The sequence below is a fragment of the Ensifer adhaerens genome (assembly GCF_028993555.1).
GTDB classification, from domain to species: Bacteria; Pseudomonadota; Alphaproteobacteria; order Rhizobiales; family Rhizobiaceae; genus Ensifer; species Ensifer adhaerens_I.
This window is the reverse complement of sequence record NZ_CP118610.1, coordinates 3,748,834-3,763,902: the sequence shown is the minus strand read 5'-3', so window position 1 is coordinate 3,763,902 and position 15,069 is coordinate 3,748,834. Positions and strand designations below refer to the sequence as shown.

13 protein-coding genes are annotated in these 15,069 nt (G+C 63.4%); 9 read left to right on the top strand and 4 right to left on the bottom strand.

The genetic code is table 11. The features are described from left to right. Positions 1–121: 121 nt before the first annotated feature. The 8 genes from PWG15_RS18205 (at position 122) to PWG15_RS18170 (ending at position 8,652) form a co-directional block, all read left to right on the top strand. Entirely contained in the window at positions 122–1,000 is an 879-nt protein-coding gene (locus PWG15_RS18205; RefSeq protein WP_065374030.1) for a carbohydrate ABC transporter permease, read from the top strand. After that, the gene (locus PWG15_RS18200; RefSeq protein WP_275021927.1) at positions 1,000–1,881 is read left to right on the top strand and encodes a carbohydrate ABC transporter permease; all 882 of its coding nucleotides are present in this window, start codon (positions 1,000–1,002) and stop codon (positions 1,879–1,881) included. The genes PWG15_RS18205 and PWG15_RS18200 overlap by 1 nt, the downstream gene beginning before the upstream one ends. Positions 1,882–1,885: 4 nt before the next feature. Further along, a complete protein-coding gene (locus tag PWG15_RS18195) occupies positions 1,886–3,001 on the top strand; it encodes an ABC transporter ATP-binding protein (RefSeq protein WP_275021925.1) in 1,116 nt (371 codons plus the stop codon). Positions 3,002–3,007: 6 nt separating this feature from the next. Continuing rightward, a complete protein-coding gene (locus PWG15_RS18190; RefSeq protein ID WP_275021923.1) occupies positions 3,008–4,519 on the top strand; it encodes an FAD-dependent oxidoreductase in 1,512 nt (503 codons plus the stop codon). Continuing rightward, on the top strand, positions 4,516–5,295 hold the full coding sequence (locus PWG15_RS18185; RefSeq protein ID WP_275021922.1) for a 3-ketoacyl-ACP reductase: 780 nt from the start codon (positions 4,516–4,518) through the stop codon (positions 5,293–5,295). Before PWG15_RS18190 ends, PWG15_RS18185 begins: the two co-directional genes overlap by 4 nt. A 101-nt stretch (positions 5,296–5,396) precedes the next feature. Continuing rightward, a complete protein-coding gene (locus PWG15_RS18180) occupies positions 5,397–7,052 on the top strand; it encodes a GMC family oxidoreductase (protein WP_275021921.1) in 1,656 nt (551 codons plus the stop codon). 7 nt (positions 7,053–7,059) lie between these two features. Beyond that, positions 7,060–7,377 carry a Dabb family protein gene (locus PWG15_RS18175; protein ID WP_275021920.1) on the top strand — a complete coding sequence of 106 codons (318 nt, stop codon included), beginning with the start codon at positions 7,060–7,062 and terminating at the stop codon, positions 7,375–7,377. Positions 7,378–7,386: 9 nt separating this feature from the next. Further along, on the top strand, positions 7,387–8,652 hold the full coding sequence (locus PWG15_RS18170) for a glycerate kinase type-2 family protein (RefSeq protein WP_275021919.1): 1,266 nt from the start codon (positions 7,387–7,389) through the stop codon (positions 8,650–8,652). Between the two features lie 107 nt (positions 8,653–8,759). On the opposite strand, the gene PWG15_RS18165 is transcribed toward PWG15_RS18170, so the two are convergent. Further along, positions 8,760–10,097 carry an omega-aminotransferase AptA gene (locus tag PWG15_RS18165; protein ID WP_275021917.1) on the bottom strand — a complete coding sequence of 446 codons (1,338 nt, stop codon included), beginning with the start codon at positions 10,095–10,097 and terminating at the stop codon, positions 8,760–8,762. 147 nt (positions 10,098–10,244) lie between these two features. Here PWG15_RS18165 and PWG15_RS18160 point away from each other — a divergent pair, with 147 nt between their 5' ends. Beyond that, positions 10,245–10,793: a type II toxin-antitoxin system RelB family anti-toxin gene (locus PWG15_RS18160; RefSeq protein WP_065374039.1), complete on the top strand. Its 549-nt coding sequence runs from the start codon at positions 10,245–10,247 to the stop codon at positions 10,791–10,793. A 34-nt stretch (positions 10,794–10,827) separates the two neighbouring features. Here PWG15_RS18160 and PWG15_RS18155 read toward each other — a convergent pair whose 3' ends face one another. The 3 genes from PWG15_RS18155 to PWG15_RS18145 are packed head-to-tail and all read right to left on the bottom strand — an operon-like array spanning position 10,828 to position 15,069. Next, on the bottom strand, positions 10,828–12,060 hold the full coding sequence (locus PWG15_RS18155) for a pyridoxal phosphate-dependent aminotransferase (protein ID WP_275021914.1): 1,233 nt from the start codon (positions 12,058–12,060) through the stop codon (positions 10,828–10,830). A gap of 26 nt (positions 12,061–12,086) precedes the next feature. Next, on the bottom strand, positions 12,087–13,619 hold the full coding sequence (gene amaB / locus PWG15_RS18150; protein WP_275021913.1) for an L-piperidine-6-carboxylate dehydrogenase: 1,533 nt from the start codon (positions 13,617–13,619) through the stop codon (positions 12,087–12,089). 28 nt (positions 13,620–13,647) lie between these two features. Next, a complete protein-coding gene (locus PWG15_RS18145; RefSeq protein WP_275021912.1) occupies positions 13,648–15,069 on the bottom strand; it encodes an FAD-binding oxidoreductase in 1,422 nt (473 codons plus the stop codon).

The window sequence follows — 15,069 nt, the reverse complement described above, 5'->3', positions numbered from 1 at the left end:
AAGCGCCGTCGTACCGCCGTGGCCAATGGGACGCGGGGAAGGGCGCTTTGATACCCAGAACCTCGCGCGGATGCCGATATCAGGGACTTCCCGTCGGCCGCGCCAGAAGTGGTGAACGTTCATGGATAGCCGCAGTCGCCTGCAGGACCTGATACCGAAGCTGGTCCTTGCCCCGAGCTTCCTCATCGTCCTGATCTTTGTCTATGGTTTCATTGCCTATACCGGCTTCCTGTCGATGACGGACAGCAAGATGCTGCCGTCCTACAATTTCGTCGGCCTGAGCAACTATGCGAAGCTGTGGGCGCTGCCGCACTGGTGGCGGGCGGTAAGCAACCTGGCGATCTTCGCCGCGCTCTATATCGCCATCTGCTCGGTGCTTGGCCTTGGGCTGGCGATCCTGCTCGACCAGAAGATCCGCGCCGAAGGATTCCTGCGGCCAATCTACCTTTATCCGATGGCGCTTTCCTTCATCGTGACCGGAACGGCGTGGAAGTGGTTCCTCGATCCCGGCATCGGTCTTGAAAACACCATGCATCTCTGGGGCTGGGAGAGCTTCTCCTTCAACTGGATCAAGGACCGCAACTACGCCATCTACTGCGTCGTCATCGCTGCGGTCTGGCAGTCGACCGGCTTCATCATGGCGATGTTCCTGGCGGGTCTGCGCGGCGTCGACAACGAGATCATCAAGGCGGCGCAGATCGACGGCGCCAAGACATCGACGATCTATCGCCGGATCATCATTCCGCTGATGCGGCCGGTGTTTCTCTCGGCCTTCGTGGTGCTCGCGCATCTGGCGATCAAGGCCTACGACCTGATCATCGCCTTGACGGGCGGCGGCCCGGGCCAGGCGACCGAACTGCCGGCGACCTTCATGTATTCCTACACCTTTACCCGCAACCAGATGGGCATCGGCGCGTCCTCGGCGATCATCATGCTGGTGATGATCTTCTCGATCATCGTTCCGTATCTCTATTCCGAAATCCGGGGAGCAAAACGCTGATGAGCGCTCCGAGCCCAGACAACATCATTTCGCACAACCGCCTCACCCGGGCGTTGATCTACACCGCGCTGATCCTCTTTGCGCTCTATTCGCTGCTGCCGCTCTACGTGATGCTGGTGAATTCGGTGAAGCCGCTCGACGAGATCCGCCAGGGCGGCATGCTCAACCTGCCGCAGACCTTTACGATCGAGCCCTGGCTTCAGGCCTGGTCGACGGCGCAGATCGGCGTGCAGCCGACGGGCCTGAAACCCTTCTTCATCAATTCGATCCTGATGGTCGTTCCGGCCGTGGCGATCTCGACGATCGTCGGCGCGCTCAACGGTTACGTGCTGACGAAATGGCGCTTTCCCGGTGCCAACATCTTCTTCGGTATGCTGCTTCTGTCCTGCTTCATCCCGTTCCAGATCGTCCTGATCCCGATGGCGCGCATCCTCGGCATCCTCGGGCTCGCCGGTTCGATCTGGGGCCTGATCTTCGTTCATGTGATCTACGGCATCGGCTTCACGACACTTTACTTCCGCAACTACTACGAGGCGTTTCCGACCGAGTTGGTGCGTGCGGCGCAGATCGACGGCGCCAGCTTCTTCCAGATCTTCTGGCGCATCCTGCTGCCGTCCTCCGGTCCGATCGTCGTCGTCTCGGTCATCTGGCAGTTCACCAACATCTGGAACGACTTCCTGTTCGGTGCTTCCTTCTCCGGCCCCTATTCGACGCCGATGACGGTCGCGCTCAACAACCTCGTTTCGTCCTCGACAGGGGTCAAGGAATACAACGTTCACTTCGCGGGCGCGATCCTCGCCGCCCTGCCAACGCTCATCGTCTACATCGTGTCCGGCCGCTACTTCGTTCGCGGGCTGATGTCGGGCGCCGTGAAAGGATAAGCTCATGTCTTTCTTGAAAATCAGCAACCTGCGCAAATCCTATGGCTCGCTCGAGATCCTGAAGGACATCAACCTGGAGATCGAAAAGGGTGGTTTCCTTGTGCTTGTCGGCCCGTCCGGCTGCGGCAAGTCCACGCTTCTCAACACAATCGCCGGTCTGGAGCCGATCACCTCGGGCGAGATCGCCATCAATGGCCGCTCGGTTGCCGACCTGCATCCCTCGAAGCGCGACATCGCCATGGTGTTCCAATCCTACGCGCTCTATCCGAACATGACGGTCGCCGGAAACATCGCCTTCGGCATGGAAATCCGTGGCGTACCGAAGGAAGAGCGCGAGAAGGCGATCAAGCAGGTCGCCGACATGCTGCAGATCGGCCATCTGCTCGACCGCAAGCCAAGCCAGCTTTCCGGCGGCCAGCGCCAGCGTGTCGCCATGGGCCGTGCGCTGGTGCGCAATCCGCAGGTCTTCCTGTTCGACGAGCCGCTCTCCAACCTCGACGCCAAGCTGCGCGTCGACATGCGCACCGAGATCAAGCGGCTGCACAACCGTATGAAGACGACGATCGTCTACGTCACCCACGACCAGATCGAGGCGATGACGCTGGCAACCAAGATTGCAGTGCTGAAGGACGGCGTTTTGCAGCAGTTCGGGACGCCGGCTGAGATCTATAACAACCCGGCCAACATGTTCGTCGCCGACTTCATGGGCTCGCCGGCAATGAACCTTCTGACCGCGCGGATCGAAAAGAGCGGCTCCGATGTTGCCGTCACCCTGGCGCGGCCGAATGCCGAGCCGCTGAAGCTGGCGGTACCGCATGCCAACGGCGCACTCTCGGCCTATGCCGGCAAGGACGTAATCTTCGGCATCCGTCCGGAAGCGCTCACCGACCCTGACGGCGCCGACCGTAATGCCAAGGTGGTCGCCGAGGGCGAATGCCTGATCGAGGTGGTCGAGCCCGCAGGCTCCGATACGTTCGCGGTCACCCGCCTCGGTGGCAAGGAAATCGTTGCCCGGCTCAGGGCCGATGCCCGCATTGCGGCCGGCCAGACTTCGCGGCTTGCGTTCAATCTCGACAAGGCGGTGTTCTTCGACCCGCAAAGCCAGCAGCGGATCGCGTAACGAACAATGCAGGAGCAGCCGGACATCGTCATCATCGGATCGGGGATCGGCGGCTCCACCGTTGCGGCGGGGCTTGCCGGCTCCGGTGCCCGTATCACCATCCTCGAGCGTGGCGAGCGTCTGCCCGACACGCCGGAGGCGCGCAGCTACAGCTCGATCTTCGTCAAGGGCCATTTCCGGCCGAGGGAGATGTGGCGCGAGCCTGATGGTACCGAGTTCAATCCGGGAAACTTCTACTTCGTCGGCGGCAACTCCAAGCTCTTCGGCGCGGTGCTGTTGCGCTACCGCGCCGAAGATTTCACAGAGATGCAGCATCTCGGCGGCATTTCGCCAGCCTGGCCCTTTCCCTATGAGGAACTGGAGCCGTGGTATGGCAAGGCGGAACAACTGTTCGAGGTGCGCGGCGAACTGGGCGACGATCCGACGGAACCGTTCCATAGCTCGCCCTACGCTTTCGGCCCGGTGCCGGACGAGCCGGCCATTGCCCGCGCCCGCGCCGAATTGAAGGCACAGGGCTTGCATCCGGCGACCTTGCCGCTCGGCGTCGATATCGACACGTGGCTTGCCGGTGGGCGCACGCCCTGGGACGGATTTCCGAATACGGGCAAGGGCAAGAAGGATGCCGAGACCGCATCGCTCGCTGCTGCACTGAATGACCCCAACATCGAGCTGATCACGTCGGCGCATGTCGATACGCTGGAGGCCGGTCCGGGGGGGCGGATCGAGGCGATCCATTACACCCATCGAGGCGAGAAGAAGAAGCTGTCGCCGAAGCTGGTGATCCTGTCGGCGGGCGCGATCAACTCGGCTGCGATCCTCTTGCGCTCCGGCGACGGCAAGGGGCTCGCCAACGCGTCCGACCAGGTCGGCCGCAACTTCATGAACCACAATTGCAGCGCCATGCTGGCGATCAATCCGTTCAAGCGCAATGACAGCGTCTACCAAAAGACGCTGATGCTGAACGATTATTATCTGACTGGCGGCAGGAACGGCCTGCCCCTCGGTAATGTCCAGCTGCTCGGCAAGATCAACGCCGATATCCTCAAGGCCAATGCGCCGAGGGGATTTGGCTCCTGGGCACCGCGCTTCGCCTTCGACCTCATGGCGGGCCATGCGGTCGATTGGTACATGATGACGGAAGACCTGCCGAACCCGGAAAGCCGCATCATGGTCGATGGCAAGGGCATCATCATGCAGTGGCGACGCTCCAACATGGAAGCGCTCTCCAGTCTCGAGGCGAAGATGCGCGAGCACTTCAAGGCTGCGGGCTATCCGATCGTGCTTTCCCAAGCGTTCGACAAGCGCACGCCGTCGCACCAGTGCGGCACGGTGCGGATGGGCACCGACCCGAAGGACGCGCCGCTCGACACCTACTGCCGTGCTTTCGATCATCCCAATCTCTTTGTCGTCGATGCCGGCTGCCTGCCGACCTCAGCTGCCGTCAATCCGGCGCTGACAATTGCCGCCCAGGCGCTGAGGGTCGCCGACCATATCGCCACCAGGGAGTTCCGAACATGACGGCATCGACGCGTCCCGTCGCCATCGTCACCGGCGGCCGCCGCGGCATCGGTCTCGGCGTTGCCCGCGCGCTTGCCCGTGAGGGATTCGATATCGCCATCACCGGCCTCGGCGTCGCCGACGCCACGACCGCTCAGACGCTGTCCGAACTTGCGGGCGATAGCGGTAGGGCGATCTACATCGAGGCAAACCTTGCCGATGTCGGCGGGCATGCGGCGACCGTCGAGCGCATTCGCGCCGAGCTCGGTCCTATACGCTGCCTCGTCAACAATGCCGGCATCGCCTCGGTGGTCCGTGGTGATTTCCTCGACCTGCTGCCGGAGAATTTCGACACGATCGTGGCCACCAACCTGCGCGGCACGGTGTTTTTCACCCAGGCGGTGCTGGTGTCGATGCTGACAGATCCGACCGGTACGACACCACGGTCGATCATCAATATCACCTCGGTTTCGGCGACGATGACCTCGCCCGAGCGCCTCGACTACTGCATGACCAAGGCTGGGCTAGCCGCCTTCAGCCAGGGGCTGGCACTTCGGCTCGCCAATACCGGCATCTCGGTTTTCGAAATTCGACCCGGCATCATTCGTTCCGACATGACGGCCGGCGTCTCGGGAAAATACGACGCGCTGATCGACGGTGGACTGGTGCCGATGCGTCGCTGGGGCGAACCGGATGATATCGGCAATATCGCGGCAGGGCTTGCCGGTGGAAAATTCGCCTTTGCCACCGGCTCCGTGATCCAGGCGGATGGTGGCCTGTCGATCGGCCGACTCTAGAAACAGCCAGGATGCATAGCGGCTCGTCAGCGAGCGGGTTTGAAATTTTCACGCCGAAAATTTGGAACGTTCCAAATGGCGGCGTCGGAGGGAAACAGGGAATGAGCTACGACTACATCATCACCGGTGCCGGCCCGGCCGGCTGCGTTCTTGCCAACCGGCTCTCCGAAGACCCGTCGGTTCGCGTCCTGCTGCTGGAAGCCGGTGGCGGCGACTGGAACCCGCTGTTCCACATGCCGGCTGGTTTTGCCAAGATGACCAAGGGCGTCGCAAGCTGGGGCTGGGAGACCGTGCCGCAGAAGCACATGAAGGGCAGGGCGCTGCGCTATACCCAGGCCAAGGTCATTGGCGGCGGCTCCTCGATCAACGCCCAGCTCTATACGCGTGGCAATGCCGCCGACTACGATCTCTGGGCCTCCGAGGACGGCTGCACCGGTTGGGACTATCGCAGTGTGCTTCCCTATTTCAAGCGCTCAGAAGACAACCAGCGCTTTGCCGACGACTACCACGACTATGGCGGGCCGCTCGGTGTCTCGATGCCGGTCTCGGCGCTGCCGATCTGCGACGCGTATATCCGCGCCGGCCAGGAACTCGGCATTCCCTACAACCACGATTTCAATGGCCGCCAGCAGGCGGGCGTAGGTTTCTACCAGCTCACCCAGCGCAACCGCCGCCGCTCGAGCGCGTCGCTTGCCTATCTCTCGCCGATCAAGGACCGCCGCAACCTGACGGTTCGCACCGGCGCGCGTGTGGCGCGGATCGTGCTTGAGGGCACCCGCGCCGTCGGCGTTGAGGTTGTCACGGGCAAGGGCAGCGAGATCATCCGGGCGGAGCGGGAAGTGCTGGTTTCCTCCGGTGCCATCGGGTCGCCGAAGCTGCTGCTGCAATCTGGCATCGGCCCGGCCGATCATCTGAAATCGGTCGGCGTTTCGGTGAAACACGATCTGCCGGGTGTCGGCGGCAACCTGCAGGATCACCTCGACCTTTTCGTGATTTCCGAATGCACCGGCGACCACACCTATGACGGTGTCGCGAAACTCCATCGTACGCTATGGGCTGGCCTGCAATACGTGCTGTTCCGCTCGGGCCCCGTGGCTTCAAGCCTGTTTGAAACCGGCGGCTTCTGGTATGCCGATCCGAACGCCCGGTCGCCGGACATCCAGTTCCATCTCGGTCTCGGCTCGGGTATCGAGGCCGGCGTCGAAAAGCTGAAGAATGCCGGTGTGACGCTGAATTCGGCCTATTTGCATCCGCGCTCGCGCGGCACGGTGCGGCTCAAATCCTCCGATCCGGCGGCGGCGCCGCTGATCGATCCCAACTACTGGGAGGATCCGCATGACCGCAGGATGTCGATCGAGGGTCTGAAGATTGCCCGCGAGATCATGCAGCAGGCAGCGCTGAAGCCTTTCGTGCTGGCGGAGCGCCTGCCGGGCAATTCGGTCATGAGCGACGAGCAATTCTTCGATTACGGCTGCGCCAATGCCAAGACCGATCATCACCCCGTCGGCACCTGCAAGATGGGCACGGACGCGATGGCCGTGGTCGGCCTCGATCTCAAGGTGCGCGGGCTCGAAGGCCTGCGGGTCTGCGACAGCTCGGTGATGCCGCGCGTTCCCTCTTGCAACACCAACGGGCCGACGATCATGATGGGCGAGAAGGGCGCCGACATCATCCGCGAGCGCCAGCCCCTGCCGCCGGCGATCTTCGCCCACGAACGCAACGACAGCCGCCCGCGCGCCCGCGCCGATATCCGTTGAGGTCCCCATGATCCGCCATTGCGTCTTCATCCGCTTCCGCCCCGAAATCACCAAGGAGGAAAAGGCGGCGATCTTCGACGAGATCGTCGCGCTGAAATCACGGCTGCCCGGTTTCATGGCGGCCCATATCGGCGGCAATGTCAGCCCGGAAGTGGGCATGGACAAGGGCCATGGTCTGGGCTTCATCGTCGATTTCACCGATGCCACCGCGCGCGACGCCTATCTGGAAGACGAGGAGCATCGCAAGACCGGCGCCAAGATCGTGGCGGCGGCCGAGGGTGGTGTTGCCGGCATCTTCGTCTATGATCTCGAAATTGCCGGCTGAGTGGCGGCGATGATTGAAGCACGCCCCTTCCTGACCCGGCTGTTCGAGGAAGCCGTTCGAGCCGCCGACCCTTACGAGGCGATCAAGGCGCATCTGCCGGACCCGCCGAAAGGGCGGACGGTGGTCGTCGGCGCGGGCAAGGCGGCAAGCCAGATGGCGGCCGCTTTCGAAAAGCTCTGGCCGCACCCCTTCAGCGGCACGGTGGTGGCGCGGCACGGACCGGTGGAGAAGTGCGAGACAATCACAGTGCTTCAATCGGCCCATCCGGTGCCTGATGAGGCAGGGCTTGCCGCATCGGAGGCATTGCTAAAGGCAGTTGAGGGGCTGACATCGGACGATCTGGTTATCGCCCTGATCTCCGGCGGCGGCTCGGCCCTGTTGCCGGCTCCCCCGGAGGGCCTGGAACTCACCGACGAGATCGCGGTCAACAAGGCGCTGCTTGCCTCGGGGGCTCCGATTTCGGCGATGAACGTCGTGCGCAAGCACGTCTCGCGGATCAAGGGCGGGCGGCTTGCTGCAGCCGCCTTCCCGGCCCGTGTCGTCAGTCTGGTGGTGTCCGACGTTCCCGGCGACAACCCGGCCTTCGTCGCGTCCGGGCCGACCGTTCCGGACCGCAGCAGGGCGGCTGAAGCGCTTGAAATTGTCGCCCGCTACCGCATGGAGCTTCCCGACCCGGTGATGAGGCATCTGCGTTCGGAGGCGGCAAAGGCGCCCGATCCGGACGATCCGCGGTTTGCCGGTCATGAATGCCACGTCATCGCCTCTGCCGCCGTTTCGCTCGAAGCGGCTGCCGCCAAGGCAGGCGAACTCGGCATCGAGGCCCACATCCTTTCCGATGCGATCGAGGGTGAAGCGCGCGACATCGGCCGCATGCATGCCGCACTGGCCCGCGAAGTGGTGCTAAGGAACCGCCCCTTCGGCAAGCCGGTGGTGCTGTTTTCCGGCGGCGAGACGACGGTGACGATCTCGGGCAAGGACTATGGCAAGGGCGGACGCAACAGTGAGTTCCTGTTGTCGCTGGCGCTCGATATCGACGGTGTCTCGGGGATCGATGCGCTCGCGGCTGACACGGACGGCATCGACGGTTCTGAAGACAATGCGGGCGCCTTTGCCGATGGCGCGAGCATCGCCCGCATGCGGGCAGCTGGCATCGACCCGCGTCTGCATCTCGCCCGCCACGACGCCTGGTCTGCATTTTCGGCGAGCGGAGATCTTTTTGTCCCTGGGCCGACCGGAACCAATGTCAACGATTTCCGAGCGCTGCTGATCCGATAGGAGCACGGCGCTACCTCAGAGACGTTAGCCGGATTCTGCTCGACCCTCCAAATGCAAGCGCCGCCGCCGGGATCTTCGGCGGCGGCGTTGTCTTGACTGGCCTTGGCTTACTTGGCGCGCTTCAGCGCATCGCCGAGGATCGAGACGATCTCGCCGAAATGCTTCTCTTCGGCGATCAGCGGCGGCGAGAAGGCGATGATATCGCCGGTGACGCGGATGAGCAGGCCCTTTTCGAAGCAATCGACGAAGACGTCGTAGGCGCGGGCGCCGACAGCGCCGTCGCGCGATTGCAGCTCGATGCCGGCAATGAGGCCGATCGTGCGGATGTCGATGACGTTGGGCAGCCCCTTCAGCGAATGCATGGCGTCATGCCAGGCATCCTGCAGCTCGACGGCGCGGGTCATCAGGCCCTCGTCGCGGTAGATGTCGAGCGTGGCGATACCGGCGGCGCAGGCGGCCGGGTGGCCGGAATAGGTGTAGCCGTGGAAGAGCTCGATGGCGTTTTCCGGCCCATGCATCAGCGCGTCGTGCACCTTGCGGCTGGCAAAGACAGCGCCCATCGGGATCGCGCCGTTGGTGAGACCCTTGGCCGCCGTCACCATATCAGGGGTTACCCCAAAGAAGTCGGTGGCGAAGGCGGCACCGAGGCGGCCGAAGCCGGTGATCACTTCGTCGAAGATCAGGAGGATGCCGTGCTTGTCGCAGATCGCACGCAGGCGTTCGAGATAGCCCTTCGGCGGAATGAGCACGCCGGTCGAGCCGGCGACGGGCTCGACGATGCAGGCGGCGATGGTCTCGGCGCCGTGCAGCGCCACCAGACGCTCGAGATCGTCGGCAAGCTCGGCGCAGTGTTCCGGCTGGCCCTTGACGAAGGCGTTCTTGCCGAGGTCGTGGGTGTGGCGCAGGTGATCCGAACCCGGAAGCTGCGGGAAGACGCGGCGGTTGTTGAGGATGCCGCCGACCGAAATGCCGCCGAAGCCGACGCCGTGGTAGCCGCGTTCGCGGCCGATGAGGCGTGTGCGGGTGCCCTGGCCGATCGCGCGCTGGTAGGCGATCGCAATCTTCAGCGCGGTATCGACCGATTCCGAGCCGGAGCCGGTGAAGAACACGCGGTCGAGCTTCTGGCCCTCGGGGCCGGGCGCGATCTCGGCGAGGCGTTCGGCAAAGTCGAAGGCGATCGGGTGGCCCATCTGGAAGGAGGGGGCAAAATCCATGGTCGACAGCTGGCGCTCGACGGCGGCTGCGATCTGGCGGCGACCGTGGCCGGCGTTGACGCACCAGAGACCGGCAGTGCCGTCGAGGATCGTGCGGCCATCGGTGCTGGTGTAGTGCATGCCCTCGGCGGACGCGAGCAAACGCGGGGCCTGCTTGAACTGCCGGTTGGCGGTAAACGGCATCCAATAGCTGTCGAGTACGGGGGCGTTGGGCTTGGTGTGTTGGTTCATGGAATCCTCCTGAGGTCGGCGATTGACGCCATGATTTGATTTGCCAAACAAGTCCTTTTCTGCTGTCAGTTAAAGCATTGATTTATAACATCGTTGAGTGGCGAGTTTTCGCTATTCCGAACAACCTGAACAGGGAAATGTGCGCCCATGAGCGTCGATATCGGAAACCGGCTTCGTCATCTGAGGCTGATGCACAATCTGTCGCAGCGTGAACTCGCCAAACGTGCCGGTGTCACCAACTCTACGATCTCACTGATTGAATCGAACGCCTCCAACCCGTCAGTCGGCGCGCTGAAGCGCATTCTCGACGGGATCCCGATCGGGCTTGCTGAGTTCTTCTCCTTCGAACCGGAGAAGCCGCGCAAGGCATTCTACGCGGCCGAGGAACTGGTCGAGATCGGCAAGGGACCGATTTCCTATCGGCAGATCGGCGAAAACCTCTTCGGCCGCAGCCTGCAGATTCTGAAGGAGGTTTATCAGCCGGGCGCGGATACCGGGAAGGTACCGCTGGTGCATGATGGCGAGGAGGGGGGGATCGTGCTTTCGGGCCGTATCGAGGTCACCGTCGATGACGAGCGGCGGATCCTGGGGCCGGGAGATGCCTATTACTTCGAAAGTCGCCGGCCGCACCGGTTCCGTTGCGTCGGGCCAGTGCCGTGCGAGGTGATCAGCGCCTGTACGCCGCCAACATTTTGAGAGCGGACGGCACCGAGGCGCCGTCCGAAGTGGCTTACGAAAGCCGCGCGCAGGCGTCGGCGATGCGCGTCAGCGCTTCCTTCAATTCCGCTTCCGAGGTTGCATAGGAGATGCGGAAGAACGGCGAGAGACCGAAGGCCGAGCCCGGGACGACGGCCACATGGGCATCGTCGAGCAGGTAGGCGCAGAAGTCTGTATCCGTCTCGATCCTCTTGCCCGAGGGCGTGACCTTGCCGAGCATGCCGGCGCAGCCGGAGAAGGTGTAGAAGGCACCTTCCGGGACGCGGCAATCGAGACCGTCGATGGCGTTGAGGCCACTGACGACGAGATCGCGGCGGTGCTGGAAGCTTGCCGTGCGTTCCTTCAGGAATTCCTGCGGCCCGGTCAGTGCTGCCACCGAAGCGGCCTGGCTGACGGAAGACGGGCAGGAGGTCGCCTGGCTCTGAACCACGGCCATGGCCTTGATCAGGTCACGCGGGCCACCGGCATAACCGATGCGCCAGCCGGTCATGGCATAGGCCTTGGAGACGCCGTTGACCGTCAAGGTACGGTCCTTGAGCCGGGGCTCGAGTTGGGCCGGGGTGACGAAACGGAAGCCGTCATAGACGATGTGCTCATACATGTCGTCGACCAGCAGCCACACATGTGGGTGCCTCAGGAGCACATCCAGCAGCGGCCGGTAGTCAGCTGCGCTGTAGGCGGCACCCGAAGGGTTCGACGGCGAATTGAGCAGCACCCAGCGCGTCTTCGGCGTGATCGCCGCTTCGAGCGTTTCGGCGGTCAGGCGGAAGCCGGAGGAAGCGTCGCAGGGGATCAGAACCGGCTTACCTTCGCAGATCTGGACGATATCCGAATAGGAGGTCCAGTAGGGCGTCGGGATGACGACTTCGTCGCCAGGATTGATCGACGCCATCATGGCGTTGAACAGGATCTGCTTGGCGCCTGTCGCCACCGTGATCTCGTCCTGCTCGTAAGCGAGGCCGTTTTCACGCTGGAACTTCTCGCGGATCGCCTTCTTCAGGTCCGGCGTGCCGTCGAGTGCCGTGTATTTGGTGTCGCCGCGCTTGATTGCCTCGCAGGCGGCGTCCTTGACGTAGTCGGGCGTGTCGAAGTCCGGCTCGCCCGCGCCCAGAATGATCACCGGCTTGCCTTCACGCTTCATCGCCTGCGCGCGGGCGCCGATCTTCAGGATTTCGGAGACTCCGATCGAGGAGATCCGCGAGGCGGGCCTAAAGCCCGCCTCCTTGACCGTTTGGTTGATGGTCATGGTCGTTGCCTACCTGGGTGCGCCGGTTATTCGATGTCGAACGACACGCCCTGCGCCAGCGGCAGAGCCTTCGAATAGTTCACCGTGTTGGTGGCGCGGCGCATGTAGGCCTTCCACGAGTCCGAACCGGATTCGCGACCGCCGCCGGTTTCCTTTTCACCGCCGAAGGCGCCGCCGATTTCAGCGCCCGAGGTGCCGATGTTGACGTTGGCGATACCGCAATCCGAGCCGTCGACGGCGAGGAAGCGTTCGGATTCCTGCATGTCGCGGGTGAAGATCGAGGACGACAGGCCGGCTGCGACCGCATTGTGGTCATCGAGAACGGCGTCGAAGTCGCTGTACTTCATGACGTAGAGGATCGGCGCGAAGGTTTCTTCGAAGACCGGGCCGGCTTGGACAGGCATTTCGACCAGAGCGGGCTTGGCATAGTAGCCGTTGTCGTAGCCGAGTTCGACGCGTTCGCCGCCGGTGACGCTGCCGCCGTGCGACTTGGCTTCAGCGATCGCCTTCTGCATGCCGTCGAAGGCAGCCTTGTCGACCAGTGGGCCGACGAGCGCGGTCGATTCCAGCGGGTTGCCGACCGAAACCGAGCCATAGGCCTTCTTCAGGCGCGGAACGAGCTGGTCGTAGACGCTCTCATGCACGAACAGGCGGCGCATGGTGGTGCAACGCTGGCCGGCGGTGCCCATGGCGCCGAAGGCGATGGCGCGAAGCGCCATGTCGAGATCGGCCGAGGGGCAGACGATGCCGGCATTGTTGCCGCCGAGTTCGAGGATGGCGCGGGCGAAACGCTTGGCAAGGCGCGGGCCGACGTCGCGACCCATGCGGGTGGAGCCAGTGGCCGAAACCAGCGGAACCTTCGGGTTGTCGACGAGGACTTCACCGATGGCACGATCGCCAATCAACACCTGCGACAGGCCTTCCGGTGCGTCGCCGAAGCGGGCGACCGCGCGTTCGAAGATCGCCTGCGAGGCAAGGGCGGTAAGCGGGGTCTTTTCCGACGGCTTCCAGACGACGGAGTTGCCGCAGACGAGCGCCAGCGCCGTGTTCCACGACCAGACGGCGACCGGGAAGTTGAAGGCGGAGATGACGCCGACGACGCCCAGCGGATGCCAGGTTTCCATCATGCGGTGGCCGGGGCGCTCGGTGGCGATCGTCAGACCATAGAGCTGGCGGGAGAGACCGACGGCGAAATCGCAGATGTCGATCATTTCCTGGACTTCGCCCAGGCCTTCCGAGGTGATCTTGCCGGCTTCGATCGAAACCAGGCGGCCGAGGTCGGCCTTGAAGGCGCGCAGTTCTTCGCCGAGCAGGCGGATCAGCTCGCCGCGCTTCGGGGCCGGAACCAGGCGCCAGGCCTTGAAGGCTTCATGGGCCTTTTCGATCTTGGCGGCAGCTTCTGCGGCAGAAACCGTCTTTAGGTTGCCGATCTTCTCGCCGGTGACCGGGCTATAGGACGGCATGTCGCCGCCGGTGTAGAGTTCTTTGGCGACGCCCATCTTTTCGAGAAGCGCTGCGGCTTCCTTGGTCACGTCGACTTTCTTGGTTGCGATGTTCATGGTCTGACTCCCGTTTTCCTGGCTTTGCCTATCCGAAGCGCACGCTGCCGAGCTTTGCCGGCGAGGTGAGCATCTTCAGGCCTGCGGCCATGTCCTTGAGTTTGTCTGGTGTATAAAAGTCGTAATAGGCCTGGTTACGGCGGCCGATCGCATGTTCCGCGCTGAAGCTGCCGTGATACTCCTCAACGGCGACCGCGAAAACCCATTCGCGAAGCCGGGGTTCGAAAGTCTCGTCCTTGAGAAGGTCGCTGTCCTTCGGCACGACGAGGTTGAAGTGCACGCCGCCGTCGCCGATATGGCCGAAATCGCAGACGGTCACGTCAGGGAATTTCGAGGGCATTTCCGCCTTCATATGGTCGCAGAAGGCCATGATGTCACCCCTGCGGAAGGAGACGTCGAAGGCGATCAGCTTGCCGAGGTGCTTGACGCCCTCGGACAAGGCGTGGCGCAGTGCCCAGATCTCGTGCGGCGGGCCGACGAAAGCATCGGCGAGCGGCGCCGTTTCCATTTCCCAGATCTCGGCGAGTGCCGTTTCGAGAACGGCGTCGAGCGACTGTTCGCCTTCGCGTGGGGCCCAGGTGCGGCTGATCTCGGCGAGGATGACGTAATCAGGAACGTTGCCGCCCTGGAACGGGTTCTTGAGAGACGGCACATGGGCAAAGGCCGCCTTGACGGCGTTGCTCGACATACCCTCGAAAGCCGAGAGATATGCGCCAAGCCGCTCTTCCATGGCCCGAAGCAGCGGCAGCACATGCGCGCCGCTGGCCGGAACGAGAAGCGCTGTTGCCGTCTGCTGCGGCAAGCGCTCGAGGTTCAGCACACATTCGGTGACGATGCCGAAGGCGCCCGAAGTGCCGACGAAGAGCTGCTTCCAGTCGACGCCGGTGTTGTTCTTGCGCAGGTCGCATTGCAGGTCGAGCACGGTGCCGTCCGCGTCCGCGAGCACCACCTTGAGGCCGAGCGTATTGCGCCGCACGTCGCCGTATTTCAGAAAGCGCGAGCCGCCGGTATTGGTGGCGATCATGCCGCCGATGCGCGGGTCGGCGCCAAGGTCGATCGGGAAGAACAGGCCGTGCTCTTCCAGCCGCCGGTTGAGATCGGACAGGCGGAAGCCGGCATCGAGCCGCACCGAGCGGTTGTCGAGGTCGAGCTCGAAGCACTTGGTCAACCGGTCGAGGCTGAGGACGGCTTCGTCGCCCGATTGATCCGGGGTCGAGCCGGAGACGAGGCCCGTATTGCCGGACTGCGGGATCAGCGCGATGCCGTGCGCCACACAATAGGCGACAGCGGCGGAAACTTCCTCCGTCGTCGCCGGCCGCAGCACGAGCGAGGTCCGGCCGCGATCGTAGCGCGCGCCGGTCTCGTAGGCTTCCAGGTCTTCAGGACGCGTGACGACACCCCTGTCTCCAAGGATGCCGGCGAGCGCGTCGATGTGCAGTTGATCGATCAT

What these genes read in the sequence shown, in the direction of transcription:
- PWG15_RS18205 (WP_065374030.1), top strand. Translation starts at nt 122, where the DNA reads ATGGATAGCCGCAGTCGCCTGCAGGACCTGATACCGAAGCTGGTCCTT.
- PWG15_RS18200 (WP_275021927.1), top strand. Translation starts at nt 1,000, where the DNA reads ATGAGCGCTCCGAGCCCAGACAACATCATTTCGCACAACCGCCTCACC.
- PWG15_RS18195 (WP_275021925.1), top strand. Translation starts at nt 1,886, where the DNA reads ATGTCTTTCTTGAAAATCAGCAACCTGCGCAAATCCTATGGCTCGCTC.
- PWG15_RS18190 (WP_275021923.1), top strand. Translation starts at nt 3,008, where the DNA reads ATGCAGGAGCAGCCGGACATCGTCATCATCGGATCGGGGATCGGCGGC.
- PWG15_RS18185 (WP_275021922.1), top strand. Translation starts at nt 4,516, where the DNA reads ATGACGGCATCGACGCGTCCCGTCGCCATCGTCACCGGCGGCCGCCGC.
- PWG15_RS18180 (WP_275021921.1), top strand. Translation starts at nt 5,397, where the DNA reads ATGAGCTACGACTACATCATCACCGGTGCCGGCCCGGCCGGCTGCGTT.
- PWG15_RS18175 (WP_275021920.1), top strand. Translation starts at nt 7,060, where the DNA reads ATGATCCGCCATTGCGTCTTCATCCGCTTCCGCCCCGAAATCACCAAG.
- PWG15_RS18170 (WP_275021919.1), top strand. Translation starts at nt 7,387, where the DNA reads ATGATTGAAGCACGCCCCTTCCTGACCCGGCTGTTCGAGGAAGCCGTT.
- PWG15_RS18165 (WP_275021917.1), bottom strand. Translation starts at nt 10,097, where the DNA reads ATGAACCAACACACCAAGCCCAACGCCCCCGTACTCGACAGCTATTGG.
- PWG15_RS18160 (WP_065374039.1), top strand. Translation starts at nt 10,245, where the DNA reads ATGAGCGTCGATATCGGAAACCGGCTTCGTCATCTGAGGCTGATGCAC.
- PWG15_RS18155 (WP_275021914.1), bottom strand. Translation starts at nt 12,060, where the DNA reads ATGACCATCAACCAAACGGTCAAGGAGGCGGGCTTTAGGCCCGCCTCG.
- amaB (WP_275021913.1), bottom strand. Translation starts at nt 13,619, where the DNA reads ATGAACATCGCAACCAAGAAAGTCGACGTGACCAAGGAAGCCGCAGCG.
- PWG15_RS18145 (WP_275021912.1), bottom strand. Translation starts at nt 15,069, where the DNA reads ATGATCGATCAACTGCACATCGACGCGCTCGCCGGCATCCTTGGAGAC.